Here is a 25,889-nt window from a genome sequence, read left to right as displayed (position 1 = left end):
CGATAGGATTCAACCATGGATGACTCACACACCCCAGGAAATCCGTTGGATCGTGGAGCCTTGGCGGACCAGGATTTCCTGGCGGCCACAGGCATCGCCAAGGTGGTGGTGGTGGACTCCACCGGTTCCACCAACGCGGACCTCCTGCGCTCGGTGACGGTTGAGCCAAAGGAGTGGCCGGACCTGTCGGTGCTGACGGCCGAGTACCAGACCGCTGCCCGCGGACGCCTGGACCGGCGGTGGGAAGCGCCGCCGCTGAGCTCGGTGTCGGTGTCCCTGGTCCTGCGGCCCGCCAATGCCGAGGGCAGGCCCCTGCCCACGCACACGTATTCGTGGCTGTCACTGCTGGGCGCGCTGGCGCTGCGGGAGACGCTTCTTGAGACCGCGGGCCTTCCGGCCGAGCTCAAGTGGCCCAATGACGTCCTGGTCCGTGGCCGCAAGATCGCCGGGATCCTGGCCCAGCTGGGGCCCATGGGGGACGGTTCTGTTCCTCCGGTCATTTTGGGGACCGGCCTGAACGTGACGTTGACCGCGTCGGAACTCCCGGTGCCCACAGCGACGTCGGTTGCCCTGGAAGAACCGCTGACCGTTGATCGGACCGTGCTGCTCAAGAGCTACCTCGCCCATTTCGCCGTGCTCTACCGCGGCTTCTGCAATGCCGACGGCGACCCCACCGCCGGGATTGCCGGTGGCCCTTCGCTTCACAAACGGGTGGAGTCCGCCATGGTGACGCTGGGCAAGCAGGTGCGCGCGCAGCTGCCCGGTGACCACGAGATCATCGGGCACGCTTCGAGGCTGGACGAGTACGGCTCACTGCTGGTGGTGGACAAGGACCGCCGCGAGCATGTGGTCACCGCCGGCGATGTTGTCCACCTGCGCCCGTGGACCCCGCCGGGCCAGGGCGCTGAAAGCGGCTATGCGTAAAGGCCTCGTGCCGGGCGAGCAGGTCATTACGATCACCCGCCCGCAGCCGAGGAAGCTGGCCGGCCCGGCCGCAGCCTTCATTGCGGCACCGGCCGCTGCAGCTTTTGCCAGTGCCTGGACCGTGCGGGGTGAGGCTACCCGGCTGGTGCCGGTGGCTTCCGCTGACTGGACACCGTGGATCGTCCTGGCATGCGTCCTGGCCGCTGCGTGGATATGGTTGGCATATTGCCTGCCTCGGCTGCTGCGGTGGCAGGCAACCCGGTACATCCTCACGAGCAGGCGGATTGTTGCCCGCTACGGCATGATGCGGCGCCGGGACGAGCAGGTCAACCTCGCGTCGATCCGCAACGTGACGGTCCACCAGTCGGTGCTGCAGCGCATATTGCGCTCCGGGAATATATCCTTGGAAACCGGGTACCAAGGTGTGGTGAACATCCAGGACGTCCCGGAAGCAGTGCGGTTCCGGGACTTCGTGCTGGATGCGATTGACGAACTGCCTGTGGGCGGGGACCCGGGGACTGATGAGATATCGGATTACACAGACGAAGCGTTGCCGTGGGAGTTGAGAGAAGGTGGAGACGATGAACGATGAGGACCAGCGGGACGAAGCGGACCTGCCGACTCCCGCCGTGCCCGAAACTGCCCACCCGGCAACAGGCACACTCTCTCCCGAACGAGTGGCTGCCAAGGCTCTAGAGACCCGGCTGTTGGGCGGCGAACGGAAGCTGCGGCGCCGTGAGGTGGCTGCCGGCGCAGGGCTGTCCCTCCTTTCGGCCCGGAAGCTGTGGCGTGCCCTCGGCTTCCCGAACTTCGGCGACGAAGACGTCGCCTTCACCGAACGGGATCAGGCTGCGCTGTCCACCGTGGTTGACCTGGTCCGCACCGGGGTGCTGACCGAGGAAGCCGCCATCTCCGTGACCCGGTCCATCGGGCAGATGACCGACCGCATGGTGGTCTGGCAGATCGAGGCCCTGGTGGAGGACATGGTCCACGAGCAGGGCGTCACGGACGCTGTGGCCCGCAAGCGCCTGGTGAAGGAACTTCCCTCCCTGCTGGATGCACTAGAGGAGATGCTGGTCTATTCGTGGCGGCGGCAACTCAATGCCGGCGTGCAACGCCTGGCCGTGCGCGCCGAAGCCGGCCTGCAGGCCAGCGAAGAAGGCCGCGACGGCGATGAAGACGACGCCCCGCTGCCGCTGGCCCGCGCCGTCGGCTTTGCTGACCTGGTTTCCTATACGAGCCTCTCCCGCCGGATGAATGAAAAGACCCTCGCCCGGCTGGTCCAGCGCTTTGAGAACAAATGCGCCGAGATCATTTCCGTTGGCGGCGGGCGCCTGGTCAAGACCGTAGGCGACGAAGTCCTGTACATTGCGGAAACGCCGGCTGCCGGGGCCGAGATCTCACTGGCCCTGGCACAGGCTTTCACTGAGGACGAGATCCTGCCCGAAGCGCGGGTGGCGATGGTCTGGGGCCGGATACTGTCCCGGCTGGGGGACATCTACGGCCCTACGGTCAACCTCGCCGCCCGGCTCACCACGTTGGCGGATCCGGGAACCGTCCTGATCGACTCCATGACTGCTTCCGCGCTGGACCAGGACAAGCGCTTCATTCTCGTTCCGCAGCCGGCTGAAAATGTCCGAGGGTTCGGCGAAATCCATCCCGTGCTTCTGGCACGCGGTCAAGGAAAAGGCCTGGTCCTCGACTAGCCGGTTACCGTCCCCACGTATTTATCCACTTGATGGTGAATGCCGCTATAGTCGGTTGTGCCCGGCTGCAGCGGACCGTACATCGGCCCGGCCGGAGTCTTATCTGGGGAGATACCGGTCATGAAACTTCGCCGAACGGCGCGCGCCACAAATCCGCGTGCCACAAATGCGCGCGCAGGAAACGGCGCGGGCTGGACCACCCGCCGCGGCATCCTGCGCTCCCGCGGCGTTGCGGGGACGGCTCTTGCTGCTGCTGTGGTTGTCCTGGTGACCGGTGCGATCATCTATCCGGGGTTCAAGACCACTGAGGTGGAGTTGAACGACGGCGGCGTGTGGGTAGTCAGTAAATCCAAGAATGCGGTGGGTCGGCTGAATTATCCGTCGCGGGTTTTGGATGGTGCGGTGACGCCGGCGAGTACGACTTTCGATATTCTCCAGAGCTCCGGGGATGTGTTTGTGGATGATGAGACGGGTTCGACGTTGAACCAGGTCTCGCCGGCGAACATGCGCCTGGGCGGGGACAAGCAGCTTCCGGGTTCGGCGGATGTCAGCTTCGGCGCCAGCGTGATCTCAGTGACGGACGCGGCATCAGGCAAGGTCTGGGCCGTGTCGCCGTCCACCGTTAATGGTTTTGACCAGGAAGCATCCGAACCTGTGATGGTGGGTTCCGAAGGTCTGGTCTCCGCAGTGGGTACCGATGACCGGATCTACAGTGCGGACCCCAAGACGGGCGCGGTGACTGTCACGTCTGTGGACGCGAACGGCGAAGTGGTGTCCACCGATTCGAGTATGTGGGGTGAGCTGAAGGGTGCAGGGGACCTGCAGATCACGGTGGTGGGGGATAAACCGGTGGTGTTGGATGCTGCTGCGGGGAAGTTGTTCCTGCCGGGCGGTAAGCGGCTGCAGTTGGAGAATGCGCGGGATGCGAAGCTGCAGCAGGGCGGTCCGGCGAGTGATTTTGTGGCGGTTTCGACGCAGAAGGCGTTGTTGAAGCAGCCGTTGGATGGTTCGACGGCGAAGACGGTCACGTTTGATGGTGAGGGTGTGCCGGCGGCTCCGGTGCAGCTGGCCGGGTGTGTGCATGCTGCGTGGTCCGGGGCGAACAAGTATGTCCGTGACTGCACCAATGATGCTGATGATAAGAACGTTGACGTGCCCAAGGCGAGTGCGTCGCCGTCGTACGTTTTCCGGGTGAACCGGGACCTGGTGGTCCTGAACGATGTGAATTCGGGGAATGTGTGGCTGGTGAACCAGAACATGCAGCTCGTGAACAACTGGGACGACGTTGTTCCTCCGAAGAACGAATCCGATGAGCAGGATCAGGAATCGGCGGACAACAACACCATCAACGTCCTGCCGGACCGCACCAAACCCAACCGGCCGCCGGAAACCAAACCGGACACCCTGGGCGTTCGTCCGGGGCGGACCACCATCCTCAGCGTCCTGGACAACGATTCCGATCCTGACGGTGACGTCCTGACCGCCGCCGTCGGCGATTCCGGGCCCAAAGCCGGAACAGTGGAAAGCATTTACGGCGGCACCGCGTTCCAGATCTCCGTTCCCGCGGACGCCAGGCCTGGCGCCGAAACGTTCAGCTACAACGCCGCCGACGGCCGGGGACTTTCAGCCGGCGGACAGGTCACGCTCAACGTGGTGGCAGCCGATGAAAACAAGCCGCCCGCATTCAAGCGCGGCGGAGACTCCACCACCATGCTGGTGGAACAGGGCAAAACCGTCAGCCAGAACATCCTCACCGACTGGGTGGATCCCGACGGCGACGACCTCGTCCTGCTGGACGCCAAGGCAGACAACGACCAGGACCAGGTCAAGGTCCGGCGTGACGGATTGCTGACGTTCCAGGACTCCGGAGCCACCGCCGGCAAGAAGAACGTGGAAGTCACCATCTGGGACGGCCGGGCAACGGTCACCGGAAAAGTCGTGGTGAACGTCCAGCCGCCGGGCGCCTTGGCGCCGGTGGTCAACGCCGATCACGTCACTGCCGTGGTGGGCCAGGACCTGGTCATCGCACCCCTGAAAAACGACGTCGATCCCAACGGCGGCGCCCTCCGCCTCGCGCAGGTGGAGGCCAACGGTCCTGCCGAACTGGGCCCGGTCACCGACGGCGGTACCTTCACGTTCCGCAGCACCACTCCCGGTCCCGTCTACCTGACCTACATCGCCAGCAACGGCCCGCAGAGCAGCCAGGGCCTGATCCGCGTTGACGTGGAGTCCGGCAAGGACGCCGGCGACCCCGTGGCCGTCCACGACGTTGCGCTGATGCCCACCGGAGGCAGCGTGCTGCTTGACCCGCTGGCCAACGACTCGGATCCTTCCGGCGGCGTGCTGGTGCTGCAGTCCGTGAAACTCCCGGACAACACCACGGCCTCGGTCAGCGTGATCGACCACGGCGTCCTGCGCATCACCGATGTGCTGGGCACCAAGGACCCATTCCTTTTTGAATACACCATGTCCAACGGCAAGAAGTCAGCCACCGGCAGCGTCTCCGTGATCCCCGTCCCGGCCCCCGCCGTCGTCGAGGCCCCCCAGCCCAAACCCGACGAAGTGAACGTCAGGGTCAACGACGTCGTCACCATACCGGTGCTGGACAACGACACGCACCCGCAGGGCCTGGAGCTGAGCGTGGACCCCATCCTGCCGCAAGCCGTGGACGAACTGGACGGCAAGAGCTTCGTCTCGGAAAACACCCTGCGTTTCATCGCCGGGCCGCAGCCTAAGACGGTGCGCGCCATCTACAATGCCGTGGACCCGCAGGGGCAGAAGAGCGCTGCCGCCGTCACCATCCACATCCTTCCGCTGGAGGGGGCCGAGAATTCGAGGCCCCAGCCTCAGAATCTCACCGCCCGTGTGGTTGCCGCCGGTTCTGTCCGCATCCCGGTTCCGCTGGACGGCATCGATCCCGACGGCGACTCCGTTCAGCTAACGGGTATTGACAGCACGCCGGCCATGGGAACCGCCACCGTGGGCAGCAACTTCATTGACTTCACCGCTGCCGGCGACGGCGCCGGTACGGATACGTTCCGCTACAAGGTGGTGGACCGCCAGGGCGCCGTCAACACCGGAACCGTGACGGTGGGCATCGCCCCCCGTGGCGAAACGAACCAGAACCCCACCCCCGTGGATGACGAAGTGAAGGTCCGGCCGGGACGGCAGATCGCCGTCGACGCCACCGGCAACGACACTGATCCCGACGGCGACATTATCCGCATCCTCACAGACGGTATCGAGGCCGACGACGCCCTCCAGGCCACCGTCAGCAAGACCAGCGGCCGCATCATCCTGACCGCTCCCGGCGCTGCCGGGACGGTCAACGTCCGGTACACCATCGCCGACGACCGCGACGCCACCGCCCAAGCCACCATCCGCGTGATGGTGGACAACGAGGTTCCGCTGAAGGCGCCCATTGCCCGCGACGACCGGGTCACCTCGGCCCAGGCGATGGGCAAGACTGCCGTGGACGTGCCGGTCCTCAAGAACGATGAAGACCCCGACGGCGTCGGCGAGAACCTCAAGCTCAGCACCGAGTCCCTCACCGCCCGCCCGGGGCCTGACGGCACCATGCTCGTAGACCTGACCGAACAGCCGCAGCTGATCCCGTACACCGTCGAAGACGTGGACGGCCAAAAGTCCACAGCCATCATCTGGGCGCCGGGGCTGGGGCAGCAGGTTCCCACCCTCGCCAAAGACGAGGTTATTGAGGTCATCGCCGGACAATCCGTGAACGTTGACCTCAAGGAATGGGTCAAGGTCCGGGAGGGACGCTCACCGCGCCTGACGCAGACTGACCGGATCAAGCTCATCGGTTCGGACGGCGGCAACCCGGTTTCCGGTGACGGAACGGCGCTGAAGTACACCGCCGGCGTCGACTACGTTGGCCCGGGTTCGCTGAGCTTTGAGGTTACCGACGGCACCGGGCCGGATGATCCTGCAGGGCTGAAATCCACCCTGAGCATCCGCACCAAGGTGCTGCCGGACCCCAACCGCAACAACGCGCCGGAACTCCTGGGCGCGAACGTTGACGTGCCGAAGGGCGAGTCTGCGGACCTGGACCTGAGCCGGTTGACTTCCGACCCGGACAGGGATGATCTGGACAACATGAAGTACGAGCTGGTGGGCGGCAGCCCGGCCAGCTTTAGTGCCCGGATAGACGGCAAGATCCTCAAGACATCCGTGGACGGCGCCACCGCCACCGGCACCACCGGTGCGGTCCAGATCAAGGCCAAGGACTCCCGCGGGCTGGAGGCAACGGCCACCTACCAGCTGGCTGTCACGGCCTCCAACCGGCCCAAGCCGGTGGCCAACGACGACCTGGAGCCGAACGCGGCCGCCGGGAAGCCGGTCACCGTGAAGGTGCTGGCCAACGACTCAAATCCGTTCCCCGAAACTGCGTTGAAGATTATTTCCGCATCAACCGAGACGGGCCAGGGCAGCGCAACGGTGTCCGGCGACTCGGTAACGGTGACGCCGTCGTCCGGTTTCACCGGGACCATGGTGGTTGCCTATACGGTGGCAGACAAGACGGGAGACGATTCCCGCAATGCCACGGCGCGAATCCGGCTTACCGTCAAGGACAAGCCCCTGGCACCGACTACCCCGCAAGCGCAGAGCGTTGGCGACAAAACTGCCCTGCTCAACTGGTCTGCCCCGGCAGACCGCGGTGCGCCCATTACCAAGTACTCGGTCTACGGCGAATCGGGCTTCAGGCAGGACTGTCCGGCGAACACCTGCACGTTGACCGGGCTGGTCAACAACACGAAGTACCACTTCGAAGTCACGGCCACGAACGAGTTCGGCGAATCTGAACGTTCCCCGGCCTCCGCCGAGGTCCGCCCGGACGTCAAGCCGGACACGCCGCTGGCGCCCACGCTGAAGTTCGGTGACAAGCAGCTTTCCGTGAACTGGGTGGCACCGGCCAGCAAGGGATCACCCGTCAAGTCCTACGATCTGGAAATCTCGCCGGCCCCGCCGGGACAGAACGCCCAGATCCAGAACCTGGCAGCGGTGAGCTATGTCTGGAAGGGACTCCAGAACGGCGTCTCTTACAAGGTCCGGGTCCTGGCCCGCAATGATGCCAAGGATCCGTCCGAGTGGAGCCCGTATTCGGCAGCCGAAGTCCCGGCGGGCGTCCCTGCCACCCCGGCCGCCCCGACGGCGACCCAGGCGGGCCAGGTGGGATCCACAAGCCAGCTGAAAGTCAGCTGGACGGCGCCGAACAACAACGGCGACGCCGTCTCCTCCTACACGCTGACCACCCTGCAGGGCGGGGCGGTGGTTGCCACGCAGCCGGTAGCTTCAGGCACCACGCAGAACGTCACCGTGGACAACTCCGAGAGCAACTACACCTTCACCGTTTCGGCCACCAACAAGGCCGGCACCAGCGCCACCAGCAACCCGTCGGCCCAGATCCGGGCGGCCGGCAAGCCAGGCCAGGTAAGCAGCGGAACCGTGGCTGACACCGGTAACAGCGGCCAGCTCCGCGTGACGTTTACGCCGCTGACCCAGGCTCAGCGGAATGGTTCGACGGACACCGAAATCCAGTACACGTACAACGCAGACGGCAAGTCAGGAAGCATCCAGGCCGGCGGCGGAACCATCGGTGGCCTCACTAACGGCCGGGACATCACGGTCACCATCATCGCGACGTCCACCAAGAACAACGTGTCCGGGGACGCCAAAGCCATCGGTACGGGCAACCCCTACGCTCCGCCGAACGCACCCAACGTGAACGGCATGACTTCGCCCAAGGGCGATGGCCAGGTGCATTGGTCCTGGAACCAACCCAACACCAACGGCCGACCACTCAACCACTACGAGGTCAGCGTCGACGGTGGCGGCTGGCAGAACGTGGGGCAGGCCAGGAGCTTCGACGCCCCCGGCGGTGGTTGGGGCAACAACCGCACGCTGCGTGTCAAGGCAGTGACTATTGTGGACGGTGCCATCGGCGGACCCGTCACCTCCACGTCCGGGGCCGATCCCACCCCGCCGGTTACCACCGTGAGGGTCAAGCCCGGCGACAACAACAGCTGCCCGGGCAAGCCCGGAGTCCCGGACCGCTACAGCAATGTGGGCGGGGACGCGCGCTGCGGTTCATCCGACGCCAACTGGGTGTCCACCTCGGACGGCTGGATTCCCAGCGCCTGCTGGATGAACATTTACGGCTCCAGCGAATCGTCCAACCCGGCGTCCTACTACAAGTGGTACCGCATGGACGGGGGCCCCCACTCGGGCTGGTACGTCAAGCTCGCCACTATCGATATCAGCGGTCCGGACGTCGGCAGATGCTGACAGTCCACACAGCCCGTCCACTCCAGCTTCATCAGACCCGCACCACAAGAAAAGGACTCATTTCATGACCATGACCACCGAGCAGGCCGAATGGTTTGCAGGCACTTTCGACAAGCTCGTTGCAAACGTGGGACAGGCGGTGCTCGGCAAGGACCACGTCATCCGGCTCACCTTCACCGCAATGCTGGCTGAGGGCCATGTGCTGTTCGAGGACGCCCCCGGCACCGGCAAGACCATGCTGGCCCGGGCGATGGCCGCCACCGTCCAGGGGTCCAACAACCGCATCCAGTTCACCCCCGACCTCCTGCCCTCGGACGTCACGGGTGTGACCATCTACGACCAGAAGACGCAGAAGTTCGAGTTCCACAAGGGACCGATCTTCAACAACATCGTGCTGGCCGATGAGATCAACCGCGCTTCGCCGAAGACCCAGTCGGCACTGCTGGAGGTCATGGAGGAATCCCGGGTCACCGTGGATGGCGTGACCTACGAGGCAGGCCGGCCGTTTATGGTGATGGCCACGCAGAACCCGATCGAGCAGGCCGGTACGTACCGCCTGCCGGAGGCGCAGCTGGACCGCTTCCTGATCAAGACCTCCATCGGCTATCCGGACCACGCCTCCACGGTCCAGCTGCTCGGCGGCTCGAACCTGAAAGACCGCTCCAAGGAGATCTCCGCAGTTATCACCACGCAGGCCGTGGCGGACATGGCTGACCTCGCTGCCACCGTGCACGTGGACACGGCGGTCCTCGAATACATTTCCCGGCTCTGCGAAGAGACCCGCAACGCACCCGAGACCCGTCTCGGCGTTTCCGTGCGAGGCGCCATCGCCATGGTCCGCGCCGCAAAAGTCTGGGCCGCGGGGCAGGGACGCAACTTCGTCCTGCCGGACGACATCAAGGAACTGGCCGCCGTGGTGTGGACGCACCGGTTCGTGATGGATCCGGAGGCCGAGTTCTCCGGCGCCACCCCCGAGGCCGTCCTGGCCCGGGTGCTATCCGACATCGCGGCACCGCAGCAGCGCGCCGCCGTCTGACGCTCCGGCGGAGCTCCAGACCACCACTGACCAGCACGAACAAAGGCACATTTATGTCCAGCAGCACTCCGTTGACCCGGCTTGCTGAACGTCTCCGGCAACCCTTCCGCCGGGACGGCAGACCCACCAGGCTGCATCCCTCGTCCGTCTGGGCCGAAGCCACCAGCACCGCCGCCCTCGCCCTCACCCCGGCGTGGGAGAAGGTCCGTGGCCTGTGGCTGCGCTACGTGTGGCCTGTCCTTTCGGTGGTCAGTGTCCTGGGCTGGTCCGTCCTGGCGGCCTCCATCCTGCTGTGGACTGCCGGTCAGGCCTTCGGCTGGCAGGAGGCCAAGGCGGCGGCCATCGCGGCGTTTGTCCTTTTCCTGATCGCCATCGGGTTCATCCTGGGCCGGTCATCCTACGGCGTGATCCTGGACCTCGCCCGGACCCGTGTGGCCGTCGGGGACAGTGCGGTAGGAAGCATCGCCGTCTCCAACACCTCGGCCAGGCCCCTGTTGCCCGCCGCCCTGGAACTGCCGGTGGGCAACGCGACCGCCGTCTTCCACCTGCCCAGGATGAAGCCCGCGCAAGTGCACGAGGACCTGTTCACCATCCCAACCGCCCGCCGCGCCGTCATCGTGGTGGGACCTGTCCGCTCCGTCCGGGCCGACCCCCTGCACCTCCTTCGCCGGCAGGTGCTGTGGACGGAACCGGAGGAACTGTTCGTGCACCCGAAGACAGTGGCCCTGGCCGGTTCCGCGGCGGGATTCATCCGCGACCTCGAGGGCATGCCCACCACCGACCTGTCCAGTGCGGACGTGTCCTTCCATGCCCTGCGGGACTACGTCCCGGGTGATGACCGGCGGCACATCCACTGGAAGACCACCGCGCGGACCAACAAGCTGATGGTGCGCCAGTTCGAGGAGACCCGGCGCGCCCACCTGGCCATCTCACTGTCGATCAACACGGACGAGTACGCCTCAGAGCAGGAATTCGAAATGGCCATCTCAGCGGCCGCCTCGATCGGCCGGCAGGCCATCCGCGAGCAGCGCGAGCTGAACGTCCTGACGCAAAAGGGGCCGCTGCGCTGTGAAACCGGGCGGAACATGCTGGATGACATGACACGGATCGCCGGGGCACCCATGCGCCGGACCGCCGTCGACCTCGCCCGGACACTGGCCGACACCGTCCCCAACGCGTCGGTGGTCTTTTTTGTGGTGGGCAGCAACGTGACACCCTCCCAGCTCCGATCGGCCGCGGCCTCCGTGCCGCTCGGCGTCAGGAGCCTGGCCGTGCGCCTCCAAATCGGGGCTGCACCGGGCCGCGCCAACATCGCAGACCTGACAGTGCTGACCCTCGGCGACCTCGCTGACCTCGCCATCGTCCTCAGAAAGGCGGCCGCATGAGCTCCGTACCGGGCCTCCGGCCACGCCCGCAGCAGCGGCAGTACGAATCATCCTTCGCCGACGGCCAGCCGGTCTGGCACTTTGTGCTCGACGCCGGCGCCCTCACCGTCCTGCTGGGGTTGGGCCTGCTGGGCTTCAGCCTCAGCTTCGGCGGAGACCCCTACTATCTGGTGTCGGGCTTCGGCGGCATCCTCCTGGGCCTCGGCATCGCCGCCGCCAACGCGCACCTGCGCCTGGGTTTGCTGATCACCACCGCCCTCGCGCTGGGCGCGTACCTGGTGTTCGGCACGCTCCTCGCAGTCCCGGATGCGGCAATTGCCGGTTTTGTGCCCAGCCTTGACTCCTTGCGGACCTTGCTCCTGGGTGTCGTGTTCGCCTGGAAGGACATGCTCACGGTGGGCGTTCCGGTAGGGTCTGCCGGCGGCGTCCTGATCGTCCCGTTCCTGAGTTCGCTGCTCACCGCCTTGGTTGCCGGCATCCTCACGTGGCGGCTGAAAACCCCGTACTGGCCACTGCTTCCCGTGCTGGTGCTTTTCGTCACGGGCATCGCCTTCAGTACCAACGCTGCCTTCCTCACCGTGGAGCGCGGCATCGGGCTCACCGTCATAGCGATTGCCTGGGCCACTTTCCGTCGCGACGCGCTGCGGCGCAGCGACACCCGAAAAGTCTCAGTCAACCGTCCGCAGACCGACGCTGCCACAGCCCAGCGGGCCAAACTCCGCCGGCTCTGCACCGCAGCCGCCGTGATCGCCGCAAGCGTCGCCATCACCGCGGTGGCGGCACCCCTGGTCACCGCCGGCGGTGACCGCAAGGTCCTGCGCAACGTGGTGGTCCCGCCGTTCGATCCCAAGGACTACGTCACGCCCCTGGCAAGCTTCCGGACGTTCGTCAAGGACAAGAAAGACGACACCCTGTTCGTGGTCAAAGGACTGCCCCGGGACGGCCGTGTCCGGCTGGGGGCTTTGGATGCCTTCAACGGCACCAACTACAACATGGATCCCAACGGCTCCGGCAGCTTCAGCAAGGTGGGCGACACCGAGTCCATCAACACCCTGGCCGACACCTCGGGCATCGTCCCCTCGAATGACTACTCCATCGACATCACCATCGAGGATTACCAGGGCTACTTTGTCCCGGGAGGCCGGAAGACCACCGGCCTGAGCTTTGACCAGGGCGCCTCCGCCGCGGCGTCGGGCCTGTACTTCAACGCGGGCACAGACACGGCCGTGACCACGCAGGGCCTGTCCAAGGGCGATTCCTACAGCGTCCAGGTGTCCGATCCCGTGAAGCTCGAACACGGTCAGTTGACGCAGTACGACTTCGCGAAGATTACGCTGCCGGACGCCGTCGAGGTCCCGCCGGTGGTGGGGTCACAGGCCAACGACCTCTCGGCCGATGCGCCCACCGCGATCGACCGGGTCCGCCAGATCGAGGCGCATTTCCAAAAGACGGGCGCCTTCAGCAACGGCCTGGTGGCTGACGGCCAGCTGCCCAGCGTTTCCGGCCACAGCTCGTCGCGGATCAGGAACCTGCTGACCGCCAAGCAGATGCTCGGCGACGACGAGCAGTATGCCGTGTCCATGTCGCTGATGCTCCGCCACCTGGGCATCCCGTCACGCGTGGTCATGGGCTTCTACCCCGAGCCGACCAGCCCCGAGAACGGCGCCGGCGAGGTAGAGGTCACGGGCAAGGACGTCCACGCCTGGGTTGAGGTGGCCTTCGACCGGGTGGGCTGGGTCAGCTTCGACCCCACACCGCCCAAGGACAACGTCCCCATCCCGCCGGACCCCGAAAACAAGTCCAAACCCAAGCCCCAGGTGCTGCAGCCGCCGCCCCCGCCGCAGGAACCGGCCGATCTGCCGCCGGATTCCTCGCCGGACGCCCTGGACGCCGACGAGAAGAAAAACAATCCGTGGCTCTTCTGGGGTGCCCTGCTCGGGGCCCTGGGCATTGCCCTGATCCCGCTGTCCATCCTTGCCCTGCCGCTGCTGCTGATCGCGCTCCTTAAATCACGACGCCGGAAGGCCCGCCTCACGGAGGGGCACCCGGCCCAGCGTGTGGGCGGCGGTTGGAACGAGGTGGTGAGCCTCGCCACGGATTTGGGCGCCGGCATCGACACCCGTGCAACCCGTCGCGAAAGCGCAGTGGTGCTTGCTGACTCGTTCCCGGCCACCGGGCAGACCACCACCATGCTGGCGCACCGTGCGGATGCCTCCATCTTCGGCGCCGGCCAGCCCAGCGAGGAGGAGGTCCGGGAATACTGGACCATCGTGGACGGCTCGCTGAAGGAGATGACCGGGACGTTGGGGTTCTGGCGCCGCCAGCAGGCCCGCTTCTCGCCCCGGTCGCTGCTGGCTGATGGCCGCAACGCCCTTAAGCTGCGCGGTACCAGGCTCGGGCTGAGCCCGCTGGTGCGTCCGTCCGGCCAGGGTTCCCCCGGATGGGGGTCCGCCACCGGTAGGGTGGGGACGGGCGCGGACGCTGCCGGAACCCCGAATCCGGCAGCACAGGGAAGCGAACCCCGGACGACGGCGGGGGCTTCCGAGCCTGATGAGTCCACCGTTATGCGGAACCCTGGCAGGAAGAACCCCACTGACTCATGATGAACGAGGCCGAGCGCTGCCAGCAGTGCCAGCAACTGATCCGGGGCGGCGCCACGTTCTGTCCGGCGTGCGGTGCTCCGCTGCCCAACAGGGCGGCACGCAGCGGACGCAACGTGGACCATGCACAGCGGGCCATGATGGAGCGTGCGGCGGCGCACGCCAGCCAGAATCCCGGTACTATCCCGGTAGAACAAACGGCTCCAGGGGGAGGAACGGGAATGGCAGCCAATCTTGAGCTTGTTCCGGCCACGGCGGGGAAACGGCTCGGCGCAGCAGTGCTCGACTGGCTGGCCCCCGTCGCGGTCCTGGTGGTGACTTTCGCCATCGGATTCGCGGGAATCACCCGCACCCAAAGCGGCGGCTTCATCATCTATGACACCGGTTCGCTGGTGCTGTTCGGCAGCATCGGCCTGGGACTGACGCTGGTCTATCTGGCGGTCCTGGTGGGCATGGAAGGCCGGTCCGGGAAGACCCTCGGCAACCACGTCATGGGCATCCGCAGCGCTGACAAGGATGGTTACGCCCCCGGCGCCGGGGGAGTGTTCCTGCGCGGCCTCATCACCGGCGCGGGCATCGTCCTGGCGCTCCTGGCCGCCGTGGCCATCGTCAGTTTCAAATGGTTCGATGTGGCTGTCTTTATCCTCGGACCGCTGCTCTTGGTCGGCGCGGTGTGGGCCGTGCTGGTGGTGGTTTCCAACACCTGGGACCGCAACGGCGGGCTCCGCGGCTGGCATGACACCGTGGCCAAAACGCTGGTGTTCGACGTCAAGGACGGCCGGAACCCCATCACGTCCGGCGGCATCCAGGGCCCGTACAGTTTCGCGCCCCTGGACCTCCCGCCTGTCCAGCAGGTCGCGTCGCCTGTGGCGGGGGCCGCAAAGCCGCCCCAGGTTGTGTCCGCCCAGCAGCCGCCGGTCCAACAACCCGTGCAGCCGTACGCCCCGCAGCCGTACACGTCTCAACCGGCAGCCGCGCCGCCGCCGTTCGCACCCCAGCCGGACGCGCCGCCGTCGTCCACTCCTTTCCAGCCGCATGTCCCGTACGCGGCCCCTGCCGTTCCCGCGCCGGGCGCCCAGTTCCATCCAGATGACGACCTCGACCGCACACAGATGCGCGGCGGGGCAGCGTATGCAGCGGCCGTCGCCGTACTGCGGATAAAGCTCGACGACGGCCGGGACTTCCAGCTCGACCGCAACGTCCTGTTGGGCAGGAACCCCCTTGGCCAGGCGGGGGAGCAGCAGGCCCAGCTCCTGGCGGTCAGTGATCCCGGCCGCTCGATCTCCAAGACGCACCTCCACCTGCTGACCGACGGTGCCGGCATTTGGGTGACGGACCGGAACTCCACCAACGGCAGCGCCGTCACTACACCGGACGGACGGCGCACCCCACTGCAGCCGGGCGTGCCCGCTTTTGTCAGCCCGGGATCCACTGTCCACTTTGGTGACCGTTCCTTCCACCTAGGACAAGCATGAACTCACAGCCCGCCAGCGACCCAGCTGACGCAGACCACGGAACCGGCCTCAGCCTGAGTTACGGCTACGGAACGGACCGCGGGCTGCGCAGGGAATTGAACGAGGATTCCTTCATCGCCTCCGACCCCGTCTTCGCCGTGGCCGACGGCATGGGCGGACACGAAGCCGGCGAGATTGCCAGCGGTATGTGCGTCCGCGCCCTCGCTGCCATGCCACAGCTGGCCACCGGGGAGCGCAGCGTCACGGCGGCAGTGCTCCAGCAATACCTGCTCCGCGCCGACAGTTCTATCCGGGAGGTGACCGGTGCCCGCGCCGGGACCACGCTCACCGGTGCCGTGGTGGTGGAACAGATGGGCATGCCGTACTGGCTGGTCATGAACATCGGCGATTCCCGCACGTACCGGCTGAGCCAAGGACACTTTGAACAGGTCAGCGTGGACCACTCGGAGGTCCAGGAACTCGTGGATGCCGGTGAAATCACGCCCGAGCAGGCCACCGTCCATCCCCGCCGCCACGTGGTCACCAGGGCGCTGGGCACTGGGGACGAGATCGAAGCTGACTACTGGCTCCTGCCCGTTGAGGAGGGCGACCGGATCATGGTCTGCTCCGACGGACTTAATGGCGAACTCACGGACGAGCACATCTCCCGGATCCTGAGCACCGTGGGCCACCCGCAGGACGCGGTGGATGCCCTGATCCAGGCTGCGCTCCGCAATGGTGGCAGGGACAACGTCACCGTCATTGTGGTGGACGCCAGGAACGTCATGAACGACGGCGGCATCGCCACTACTGCGCCGCGCCCCGCCGCTGATGCTGCGGAGGAGGTCACACTGCCCCGGGGACAGATTGTTGACGCCAGCCGGCCGGCCGGCCAGGACGACGAAAGCGGGGAACGCTGAGATGGCCACCGCAACATACACCGCGGGCACGTGGCTGGGCGTTGTCCGAGCCAACACGGTGGTCCTCCTAGGACCCGGCACCCCGCCCGCCCTGGTCCAGTCCCTGTGGGAACTGCTGGAGGATGCCCCGGAAGTCCACGAGGTGCTCCACGCCGTCACCAGCAGCTTCGGCGTTTCCCTGGCAAAGATACCGTCGTTCGGGATAGTGGATTCCGGTGACGCGCTCCGGATCTTCCTCCGCGGCAACCTGGACCTGACCGTGCAGCTGCCCGGCGGCCCCGTGGAGCTGAACGGGCGGGATGTTACCACCTGGACGGAGCGCCGCCTGGACACCCCCGAGTGGTACCGCCTCACCGTGGCCGGAAACGGCCAGCCCGGAGACGGCCAGGCCGGGAACGTGTTGCCGCTCAGCGAAGGCGTGGTCCTGCTGGAGTCGCTGACAGTGTCGCTCACCGGAATTCCCGTGGACGAGGTGGCGGCTCCGGCTGCCACGCCCGCTGAGGTCGAGGCACCCACCGCTGTCGGCGGCGTCGTCCTCGTAGCGGACGCTGAACCGGTCACTGAAACGGTAGCGGAGCCTGACTCCGAACCGGCGCCGGAAACTGCACCTGAGGGGGCGGCTGAATCAGGGCGGGAGGCGGTGAGGGAATATGACCGGGAGGTCTCCGCCGAAACGGTGATGGGGCTCATGGATGATGACGCCAACTTTGCAGCCGGAGCAACGGAGCCCGAGCCGGACATGGAGCCCGCCCCGGAACGCACCGCCCATCCTGACCAGGTCCCGGCCCACGAAATGACCGGCAGCTACGACCACCTCTGGGAACGGACTGTTGTCCGCAGCATCGAGGACGCAGCAGTCCGGGACGAACCAGAGGAAGATCACGCCGTCCCCGCGGCACATGTTGGCGCGTCTCCGGCACCGGTCGATGCGGCAGAGGCGAACGCTCCAGGACAGCCGGAGGCAGCGGCCAGCCTGGCTCCTGCACACCCCGCCCACGAACCCGCACGTCCACCTGCCACACCGCCTGCGGCCGCAGCGGCCGCCCGGACGATCGGCGGGCTCATCGACTCGGTCCCGTGGCGGACCGGCGGGAGCACACCTGCTGCCCAGGCCGCGCCGTCGTCCAATCTGCCGGCGTTGATTCTGCCGCCGTCGAACCTGTCCCCGTTGAATCAGCCCCTGTTGAATCAGCCCCCGGCGGACGTCCGGGCAGAAGTGCACGCAGGGCAGCCGGCAGCAGACCCGGACGCCTTCGACGGCGACCACGACGGCCACACGATCATGAAGAGCGACCTCGCCGGAATGGCCGCGCATCCCGCCCCGGTTCCGGAGCCGGATTCGGCCGCAGGCCCCCTGGTGCTGGCCCGGGTCTGCGATCGGGGACACGCCAATCCGCCCACCCAGGCGCAGTGCGCTGCCTGCGGCTCGCCGCTGCCCGCCGATGCCGTTCAGGTGGCCCGGCCACGGCTGGGCCGGATGCGGGTCTCGACGGGTGCACTGGTTGACCTTGACCAGTCGCTGGTCATCGGGCGTCAGCCGTCCGTTTCCCGGGTCCAGGGCGGTGTGATGCCGCGGCTGGTCCAGGTGGCCAGCCCCAGCGGCGACATCTCGCGCTCCCACGTGGAAGTACGGCTCGAAGGCTGGCACGTGATGCTCTGCGACCTGAAGGCCACCAACGGCACGGTCCTGGTCCGCGAGGGCCAGCCGCCCCGCCGCCTGGCCCAGAACGAGATGGCCATCCTGCTCGACGGCGACATCGCCGAATTGGGTGACGACGTCTCACTGCGTTTTGAGGAGATTCTTTGAGTTCCAAACGGCCGGTTGCGCCGCCGCCCCACATTCCGGGGTTTACGTACATCAACCTGCTCGGCTCCGGCGGGTTCTCGGACGTATATCTCTACGAACAGGACCGGCCGCGCCGGAAAGTGGCGGTCAAGGTCCTTTTGTCGGATCTGAAGACCGAGGGTGCCCGGCGCAGGTTCGAGTCCGAGGCCAACCTGATGGCCCAGCTCTCCTCCCACCCGTACATTGTGACCATCTTCGAGGCCGAGGTGACCGAGGCCGGTCACTCCTACCTGGCCATGGAGTACTGCTCCAGGCCCAGCCTGGACGTCCGGTACCGCCGTCAGCGCTTCAGCGTTGATGAGGTGCTGGCCGTCGGCATCCAAGTGGCCTCGGCCGTCGAGACCGCCCACCGGGCCGGCATCGCCCACCGGGACATCAAGCCCGCCAACATCCTGGTGACGGACTACAACCGGCCGGCCCTGACGGACTTCGGAATCTCGGGCACCCTGGGCGGCGACGCCGACGAGGACGCCGGGATGTCCATTCCGTGGTCGCCGCCGGAACAGTTCGCGGACGGCCCCGTGGACGGCGTGATGGTGGATGTCTGGGCGCTGGGCGCCACGCTGTACACACTGCTGGCCGGCAGGTCGCCGTTCGTGATGCCCGGGACCGATAATTCCCAGCGCGAACTGATCTCGCGGATCACCAGCGCGGCACTGCCGCGCCTGGGCCGGGCCGACGTTCCGGAGTCACTGGAGCGGGCGCTGTCGACGGCCATGGCCAAATCCGCGGCGTCCCGGTACTCCTCAGCCCACGCGTTTGCCCTCGCCCTGCAGCGGATCCAGGCCGAACTGAACCTTTCGGTCACGCCCTTCGAGGTACTCGAAGAGCAGCAGCTGGAAGAGCACCACCCGGATGACGGCTTCGAGGAAACCCGCGTCCGCAATATCGCGTCCATCGACCCGGAGCGGACCGGCAGCGCCCCTACTTTCCCGGCACGCACCCGGCCGCAACGCCCCGGAACCGGTGCGACGCCGTCGGGTTTTCCGGCTGGCGGCTTCGCCCTTGCGGCTGCGGCCCCGGCAGGACCCCGGCCCCAGGTTCCGGGCAACCTGTTTGCCGGCCAGGACGGCCAACTGGACGACGGCGGCACGCAGGCTGGCAGCAACTCCGCAGGCGAGTGGGCCCATGCCACGATGCTCCGCGGCAGTGCACCGGCCGCCGAGTACGGTTCCGCGCCGGACGCAACCGTCCAGCGTCCCGGGCCCCTTCCCGCCCAGGCCGGCCAGCAAACCGGCCTGCCCGGCCACCGGGCGGGGCGGGCCGATCCGGAGATCGACGCGACGATCAGCCGGCCGGCCCCGGTCGCCGAAACCGCCCCCGAGGCGGCGCCCGACCACGGCAGGCGCAACGTGTGGCTCGCCGCCGCGGGCGGAACGCTGCTGGTCCTCGCCATCATTGTCGGAATCGTGCTGGCGTCATCAGCCCCGGCGCCGAAGGTCGAAGAGACCGGCCAGGTCAGCAAACCGCCGGCGGATGCCCTGGACAACGGGACAGTTCCCGACGTCGCGGATCTGGCGGGGACTGTGGACGCCGCCGGCAAGGCGACGTTCACGTGGACCAATCCGCAGCCAAAGTCGGGCGACGCGTATAAGTGGCGGGTCTACGCGTTGGGCAACAACGGCGAATACCAGTCCACTGCCGAGCCAACCGCCCAGGTTGCGTTGAATCCGACGGAACCCACGTGTGTCCAGGTGATGATCGTCAGGAGCGACGGCGCGTTCTCACCTTTGGAAGAAGACTCGATCGCCTGCATCCGCAAGTGACGGCAGAGCAGACCGGAACCGTTAGTGAACGCGGGCAGAGCCCGACGAGGAGGCACGGAAAATGGGGGATCTAGCAATAGATTTCTGTGGTGAATGGTACGAACCGTCCGATGAGGAAATCTTCAACATCGGCCGCGAAGGCGACCTTGAGGTGGACGACAACCCGTACCTTCACCGCCAGTTCCTGCAGGTGGCCCGCTACGACGGGATCTGGTGGCTGAGCAACGTGGGCGGGATGCTGTCCGCCACCGTCGCCGACGGTTCCGGCGGGATGCAGGCCTGGCTGTCGCCGGGTGCGCGCATCCCGCTGGTGTTCAGCCACACGAACGTCATTTTCACCGCCGGGCCCACCACGTATGAGTTCGCCGTCCACCTCAAGACGCCGTCCTTCCGCCAGGAATCACGGGAGGATGACAGCAACGGCGATACCACCATCGGCCCCGTGGTCTTCACCGACTCTCAGAAGGCCCTCATCGTGGCCCTGGCCGAACCCATGCTGCGGCGGGAAGGGACCGGATTCAGCGCCATCCCGTCCTCGGCCGCAGCGGCCAAGACCCTGGGCTGGGCACTCACCCGGTTCAACCGAAAGCTCGATAACGTCTGCGACAAACTTGACCGCGTGGGCGTGGTGGGCCTCCGCGGCGGCGGCGGGAAACTGGCCACCAACCGGCGCGCGAGGCTCGTCGAACACGCCGTCACGTCCCACCTGGTCACCCCCGATGATTTGCACTTACTAGAAAAGATGAGGGGCGTGGACGAAGGATGAGGATCCGGCTGACACTCCGCCGGGACCCGGCGGAAACCAAGGACCTGGCCGTCACCGTCGACGGCCTGGCCACGGTGGCGGATATTGCCACGCAGCTTTGGGTCGCGGACCCCGACCGCAAGGGATCGCCGGCACCGGAAAACCTATCGCTGCGCATCGACGAGGCCTTTGTGGGCGGCGGCATGCGCGGCAGCGTCCTGACCCGCACGGACAACCTCCTGGAATCGGGCCTGCGGCCGGGATCCGTGGTGTCCCTGACCGAGGTCAGCGAACTCTTCAACGCACCCGGCGCCAACCGCGGACCCGCCGCAGCCACCCTGCGGATCCTTTCCGGGCCCGACGTCGGCCAGGAATTTTCGCTGCCTTCCGGCACCAGCTACATCGGCCGGGACCGGGACGTGGACATCCGGCTCACGGACCCCCTGACCTCCAAACGCCACGCCCGCATCACCGTGGGCGAGAGCGTGGAGATCGTGGATACGAACTCCGCCAACGGCCTCCTGATGGACGGCCTGCCGGTCACCCGGGCCACCCTGAACTCCTCGGACACGGTGACGCTGGGGGAGACCACCGTGACCGTGGTGCCGCTGGGCCGCAACCTGGCGGCAGCCCCGACGTCGCCCCTTGTCGATTTCAACCGCTCCCCGCGGGTGGTTCCCCGCTTTGAGGCGCCCAAGCGCGTGCCACCGGCCGGACCCAAGCGTCCGGACCACCAGCCGTTCCCGTACATCATGCTGATGGCGCCGCTGCTGATGGGCGGCATCATGTTCGCGGTCACGCGGAACATCCTCTCGGTGGTGTTCATGATGATGATGCCGCTGTTCATTGTGGGTCACTACGTGGACCACAAGATGCAGACCAGGCGCCAGCAGAAGGAACAGCTCAAACAGTTCCGGGAGTCCATGGCTGCGTTCCGGCAGGACATCACCGAACTGCAGCACGTGGAACGCGCGGTCCGCCTGCAGGAATCACCATCGGTCAGCGACACCGTGGATTCCATCTACAAACTCGGTCCGCTGCTGTGGACCCACCGCCCCGAGCACACCGGTTTCCTGGGCCTGCGGTTCGGGCTCGGCACCAGTACATCTCGCATCCTGTTCGAGGAACCCCACAGCAACGACACCGAAGCTGAATTCATGCGCGAGATCCAGGACTGCCTGAAGCAGTTCAGGGACATCGAGGGTGTCCCGGTGGTCTCCCAGCTGCGCACGGCCGGGTCCTTCGGCGTGGCCGGAGCCCGGGGCCTGGTTGACGACGTTGCCCGCGGCATGGTCCTGCAGTTCGTGGGCCTGCACTCGCCGGCCGAGGCCGTGGTGACGGCCATAACGTCGGCGCAATCCCGGCAGCGCTGGGACTGGCTGCAGTGGCTGCCCCACGTGGGCTCCGGCCACAGCCCCCTCAACGGCGACCACCTGGCCGCCGGTTCAGCCAGCGGCTCCTCCCTCGTGGCCAGGCTCGAGGACCTGCTCGACGCACGCGAAGCCATGGCCAAGCGCTCCACCCCCGAACACCGGGGATCCGTGGACCCTGCCAAGGACGAGATCCCGGTCCCGGTGCTGCCGGCGGTCCTGGTCATCGTCGAGGACGACGCTCCGGTGGACCGGGGCAGGCTGACCCGCCTCGCCGAGCGCGGACCGGACTCCGGCGTCCACGTGATGTGGGTGGCCACCGACATCCAGGCACTCCCGGCCGCATGCCGGGACTTTATGGTGGTTGACGGCGAAAACGGCACCACCACCGGGCAGGTGCGGCTGGGACGGCACACGTATCCCGTGAGCTGCGAAAGCCTTGACGCCGACCTGGCCGCGCAGCTGGCCCGGATGCTGGCGCCCGTGGTGGACGTTGGCAAGCCGGTCAGCGACGACTCCGACCTGCCGCGTGCGGTATCCTACGCCACCCTGATCGGCAAGGACTTCCTGGACAACCCGCAGGCCGTGGCGGAGCGCTGGGTGGAGAACAATTCAGTCCATGCCTCCGCGGTTCCCAACCGGAAGGACAACGGTACCCTCCGGGCCCTGGTGGGTTCCAAGGGCATCGAGCCGCTCTACCTGGACCTGAAGAACGAAGGCCCGCACGCGCTGGTGGGCGGCACCACCGGCGCCGGCAAATCGGAGTTCCTGCAGTCCTGGGTCATGGGCATGGCTGCCGCCTACAGCCCGGACCGCGTGAGCTTCCTGTTTGTGGATTACAAGGGTGGGGCGGCGTTCGCCGATTGCCTCAGCCTGCCCCACACCGTGGGCCTGGTCACCGACCTCTCCCAGCACCTTGTCCGCCGTGCCCTGACCTCCCTCCGTGCGGAGCTGCACTACCGCGAACACCTGCTGAACCGCAAGAAGGCCAAGGACCTGCTCGGGCTCCAGCGCGAAGCCGACCCGGAGGCGCCGCCGTACCTGATCATCGTTGTGGACGAATTCGCGGCGCTGGCCACCGAGGTCCCCGAATTTGTGGACGGTGTGGTGGATGTTGCCGCCCGTGGCCGGTCCCTGGGCCTGCACCTGATCCTCGCCACGCAGCGTCCCGCCGGCGTCATCAAGGACAGCCTGCGCGCCAACACCAACCTCCGGGTCGCCCTGCGCATGGCGGATGAGGATGACGCCACCGACATCCTCGGCGTGCCTGATGCGGCCTACTTCGACCCGTCCATCCCGGGCCGCGGCGCCGCCAAGACCGGGCCCGGCCGTATCCAGGGGTTCCAGACCGGCTATGCCGGCGGCTGGACCACGGAGAAGCCCCAGCGTCCGCAGATCGACATCGTGGAAATGGCCTTCGGGTCAGGGCCCAGCTGGGAGGCGCCCGCCCCCGAGAAGCCCGTCAAGGAAGCTCCGGCCGGCCCCAACGACATCGCCAGGATGACCACCAATATCGTCAGGGCCGCGGAATCCCTGGCCATCCGGCCGCCGCGCAAACCGTGGCTGGACGAGCTGGCCAAGACGTACGACTTTTCCAAGCTCCCGAACCCCCGGACGGACGAACGGCTGCTGCTGGGTGTGGCGGATGATCCCGCCCGCCAGGAACAGCCCACGGTGTTCTACGAGCCGGACCAGGACGGCAACATGGCCATCTACGGCACAGGCGGCTCCGGAAAATCCGCTGCCCTGCGCGGCATTGCGATTGCCGCCGCCGTCACGCCCCGGGGCGGGCCCGTGCACATCTACGGGATCGATTGCGGTTCCTCCGGGCTGAAGATGCTCGAAGAGCTGCCGCACGTCGGCGAGATCATCAACGGTGACGACGTCGAACGCGTCGGCCGGCTGCTCCGCCTGCTCCGGGACATCGCCGACGAAAGGTCCGCCCGGTTCGCCGAGGTCAGAGCCTCCACCATCGTGGAATACCGGACCCTGGCCAACCGCCCGGACGAGAAGCGGATCTTCGTGCTGCTGGACGGCATATCGGCGTTCCGCGAAACGTACGAATTCAGCCGCCTGTCCGCACTCTGGGACGTCTTCCTGCAGCTGGCCACCGACGGCCGTCCCCTGGGGATCCACTTGGTGGTCACCGGTGACCGGCCGAACGCCGTACCGGCGACATTGCTGGCTTCCATCCAGCGCCGGCTGGTGCTGCGGCTGACGTCCGAGGACGACTACATGTCCATGGACGTCGCCAAGGACGTCCTCACCAGCTCCTCGCCGCCGGGGCGCGGCATGCTGGGCGGCTACGAGGTCCAGCTGGCCGTCCTGGGCGGCAACTCCAACCTGGCGCTGCAGGCCCGTGAAGTCCACAAGCTCAGCCAGGCGATGCTGCGCCAGGGGCTGGAATCGGCACCAAAAATCCAGCGGCTTCCGGAACAGGTGGACCTGGATGTGCTGCCTTCCGGCAGCCCGGACCTGCCCGTCATCGGCGTCGACGACGAAACCCTGCAGCCGGCCGAGATCATGGCCCAGGGACCGCTGCTTCTGGCGGGTCCGCCAGGGGCGGGCAGGACGGTGGCGCTGGTGACCCTGGCCTACGCGCTGCGCCGGTCCAACCCGGACACGGAGCTGGTGTACATCGGCTCCCGCCGGTCCGCGGTGGCGTCGCTGCCGCTCTGGAACCGGTCCGTGGTGGGTGCCGATGACCTGGCCGAGATCATCGAGGACCTCACGGAGCACTCTTCCGGGAACCCCGGGAAGCTGGCGATCTTCATCGAGGGCCTGACCGACTTCACGGATACCGTGGTGGAATCGCGCGTTTCGCAGCTCGTGACGGCGTCCATCAAGGCCGATCAGTGGGTCATCGGGGAATCGGAAACATCAACCTGGTCCTCCGCCTGGTCGCTGTCGCAGCCCTTCAAATCCGGACGCCGGGGCCTGCTCATCAACCCGGGCGACATCGAAGGGGACAGCCTGCTCAACACGTCGCTGGGCCGGGTCAGCCCGGAGTTCATACCGGGCCGCGGCTACATCGTGGGCCGCGGCAAAGCACGGAAACTGCAGATTGCGCTGCCGCCGGAAAACAGGGGCTGAGCCGTTGCTTCCCACGGGCCCGTAAATCCATTGGATTTGCGGGCCCGTGCCGCGTTGTAGGAGACTACCGGAAACACTGTTCGCTGCGGCAGGGGGGTGCGCGGCGCTGTCGAAAAGGTAACCATGATCCGATCCTCATCCGTGCTCCGCGACGTGTCCGCTGCTGCGGCCGCTGCGGTGCTGGCGCTCCTGGTTGGCCTTTCGGCGGCGGTCCCGGCGCAGGCCGAAGACGGCGACCCCACGCCGCAGTGGTGCCTGCTGAACTGTGAAACGGCCAGCGCTGAGCCTAAGGATCCAGGTAAGGGCAAACCTGAAGTGCCGCCCGTAGTCCCGTCCCCAGTTGTCCCAACCCAGCCCCCGGCACCGCCGCCGGTGGCGCCAGCACCGGTACCGATTGCCACCCTCGCCCCGGAACCGAGCGTTTCGCCGACTGAGGAATCGCCGTCGGCCGCGCCCAGCACCACCATCCCCAGCCCGCCGTCGTCCGCAACCCCGTCCACGGAATCGAACTGGAACAAGCCAGTCACCAAGTCGGCCAAGCCCACACAGGCCGCCGCCGTTTCCCGGAACGACGGCTCCGGCCTCTTCGGCGGGCCCGGCCTGCTGGCCATCATGGCGGGCGTGGTGCTGGTGGGAGTCGCCGGCCTCGCCTTCGCCTGGTGGAGCCGGAACCGCCCCGCCTCACACTGACCTTTGTTATCCGGTGATCGAGCTTGTCGCCAGCCCCGACCTTCCCAACTA

Annotated in this window: 14 protein-coding genes; all 14 read left to right on the top strand. The window is 66.9% G+C overall.

Translation table 11 applies throughout. From position 1 onward, the window contains the following. Positions 1 to 15 precede the first annotated feature (15 nt). The 14 genes from AU252_RS03825 to AU252_RS03760 all read left to right on the top strand — a co-directional run bounded on the left by AU252_RS03825 (position 16) and on the right by AU252_RS03760 (position 25,838). Positions 16 to 924: a biotin--[acetyl-CoA-carboxylase] ligase gene (locus AU252_RS03825; protein ID WP_058929582.1), complete on the top strand. Its 909-nt coding sequence runs from the start codon at positions 16 to 18 to the stop codon at positions 922 to 924. Further along, positions 917 to 1,516 (top strand): PH domain-containing protein, encoded by a 600-nt coding sequence (locus AU252_RS03820; RefSeq protein ID WP_058929581.1) that lies wholly within the window; start codon positions 917 to 919, stop codon positions 1,514 to 1,516. The genes AU252_RS03825 and AU252_RS03820 overlap by 8 nt, the downstream gene beginning before the upstream one ends. After that, a complete protein-coding gene (locus tag AU252_RS03815) occupies positions 1,506 to 2,630 on the top strand; it encodes an adenylate/guanylate cyclase domain-containing protein (RefSeq protein WP_058929580.1) in 1,125 nt (374 codons plus the stop codon). Before AU252_RS03820 ends, AU252_RS03815 begins: the two co-directional genes overlap by 11 nt. 120 nt (positions 2,631 to 2,750) lie before the next feature. Then, on the top strand, positions 2,751 to 8,933 hold the full coding sequence (locus AU252_RS03810; protein WP_083510246.1) for an Ig-like domain-containing protein: 6,183 nt from the start codon (positions 2,751 to 2,753) through the stop codon (positions 8,931 to 8,933). 64 nt (positions 8,934 to 8,997) lie between these two features. Next, entirely contained in the window at positions 8,998 to 9,969 is a 972-nt protein-coding gene (locus AU252_RS03805; RefSeq protein ID WP_056348155.1) for an AAA family ATPase, read from the top strand. A gap of 53 nt (positions 9,970 to 10,022) precedes the next feature. Further along, the gene (locus AU252_RS03800) at positions 10,023 to 11,354 is read left to right on the top strand and encodes a DUF58 domain-containing protein (protein WP_058929579.1); all 1,332 of its coding nucleotides are present in this window, start codon (positions 10,023 to 10,025) and stop codon (positions 11,352 to 11,354) included. Then, on the top strand, positions 11,351 to 13,957 hold the full coding sequence (locus tag AU252_RS03795) for a transglutaminase domain-containing protein (RefSeq protein WP_058929578.1): 2,607 nt from the start codon (positions 11,351 to 11,353) through the stop codon (positions 13,955 to 13,957). Before AU252_RS03800 ends, AU252_RS03795 begins: the two co-directional genes overlap by 4 nt. Next, positions 13,954 to 15,429 (top strand): RDD family protein, encoded by a 1,476-nt coding sequence (locus AU252_RS03790; RefSeq protein WP_058929577.1) that lies wholly within the window; start codon positions 13,954 to 13,956, stop codon positions 15,427 to 15,429. Before AU252_RS03795 ends, AU252_RS03790 begins: the two co-directional genes overlap by 4 nt. Next, positions 15,426 to 16,328, top strand: a complete 903-nt coding sequence (locus tag AU252_RS03785; RefSeq protein WP_058929576.1) for a PP2C family protein-serine/threonine phosphatase — start codon at positions 15,426 to 15,428, stop codon at positions 16,326 to 16,328. Before AU252_RS03790 ends, AU252_RS03785 begins: the two co-directional genes overlap by 4 nt. Before the next feature lies 1 nt (position 16,329). Continuing rightward, positions 16,330 to 18,135 (top strand): FHA domain-containing protein, encoded by a 1,806-nt coding sequence (locus AU252_RS03780; protein WP_058929575.1) that lies wholly within the window; start codon positions 16,330 to 16,332, stop codon positions 18,133 to 18,135. Next, positions 18,132 to 19,940, top strand: a complete 1,809-nt coding sequence (locus AU252_RS03775) for a serine/threonine-protein kinase (protein WP_058929574.1) — start codon at positions 18,132 to 18,134, stop codon at positions 19,938 to 19,940. Before AU252_RS03780 ends, AU252_RS03775 begins: the two co-directional genes overlap by 4 nt. A gap of 61 nt (positions 19,941 to 20,001) precedes the next feature. After that, positions 20,002 to 20,706 carry a hypothetical protein gene (locus AU252_RS03770; RefSeq protein ID WP_058929573.1) on the top strand — a complete coding sequence of 235 codons (705 nt, stop codon included), beginning with the start codon at positions 20,002 to 20,004 and terminating at the stop codon, positions 20,704 to 20,706. After that, complete coding sequence (locus AU252_RS03765; protein WP_058929572.1) at positions 20,703 to 25,148, top strand: FtsK/SpoIIIE domain-containing protein; 4,446 nt, start codon at positions 20,703 to 20,705, stop codon at positions 25,146 to 25,148. The genes AU252_RS03770 and AU252_RS03765 overlap by 4 nt, the downstream gene beginning before the upstream one ends. 123 nt (positions 25,149 to 25,271) lie before the next feature. After that, a complete protein-coding gene (locus AU252_RS03760; RefSeq protein ID WP_157768926.1) occupies positions 25,272 to 25,838 on the top strand; it encodes a hypothetical protein in 567 nt (188 codons plus the stop codon). Positions 25,839 to 25,889 lie beyond the last annotated feature (51 nt).

This window comes from Pseudarthrobacter sulfonivorans (assembly GCF_001484605.1).
Classification (GTDB): Bacteria; Actinomycetota; Actinomycetes; order Actinomycetales; family Micrococcaceae; genus Arthrobacter; species Arthrobacter sulfonivorans_A.
The sequence above is the reverse complement of the archived record's forward strand: the minus strand, read 5'-3'. Positions and strand labels throughout refer to the sequence as shown.

Coding starts and splice junctions, on each gene's coding strand:
- AU252_RS03825 (WP_058929582.1), top strand. CDS start 16: ATGGATGACTCACACACCCCAGGAAATCCGTTGGATCGTGGAGCCTTG.
- AU252_RS03820 (WP_058929581.1), top strand. CDS start 917: ATGCGTAAAGGCCTCGTGCCGGGCGAGCAGGTCATTACGATCACCCGC.
- AU252_RS03815 (WP_058929580.1), top strand. CDS start 1,506: ATGAACGATGAGGACCAGCGGGACGAAGCGGACCTGCCGACTCCCGCC.
- AU252_RS03810 (WP_083510246.1), top strand. CDS start 2,751: ATGAAACTTCGCCGAACGGCGCGCGCCACAAATCCGCGTGCCACAAAT.
- AU252_RS03805 (WP_056348155.1), top strand. CDS start 8,998: ATGACCATGACCACCGAGCAGGCCGAATGGTTTGCAGGCACTTTCGAC.
- AU252_RS03800 (WP_058929579.1), top strand. CDS start 10,023: ATGTCCAGCAGCACTCCGTTGACCCGGCTTGCTGAACGTCTCCGGCAA.
- AU252_RS03795 (WP_058929578.1), top strand. CDS start 11,351: ATGAGCTCCGTACCGGGCCTCCGGCCACGCCCGCAGCAGCGGCAGTAC.
- AU252_RS03790 (WP_058929577.1), top strand. CDS start 13,954: ATGATGAACGAGGCCGAGCGCTGCCAGCAGTGCCAGCAACTGATCCGG.
- AU252_RS03785 (WP_058929576.1), top strand. CDS start 15,426: ATGAACTCACAGCCCGCCAGCGACCCAGCTGACGCAGACCACGGAACC.
- AU252_RS03780 (WP_058929575.1), top strand. CDS start 16,330: ATGGCCACCGCAACATACACCGCGGGCACGTGGCTGGGCGTTGTCCGA.
- AU252_RS03770 (WP_058929573.1), top strand. CDS start 20,002: ATGGGGGATCTAGCAATAGATTTCTGTGGTGAATGGTACGAACCGTCC.
- AU252_RS03765 (WP_058929572.1), top strand. CDS start 20,703: ATGAGGATCCGGCTGACACTCCGCCGGGACCCGGCGGAAACCAAGGAC.
- AU252_RS03760 (WP_157768926.1), top strand. CDS start 25,272: ATGATCCGATCCTCATCCGTGCTCCGCGACGTGTCCGCTGCTGCGGCC.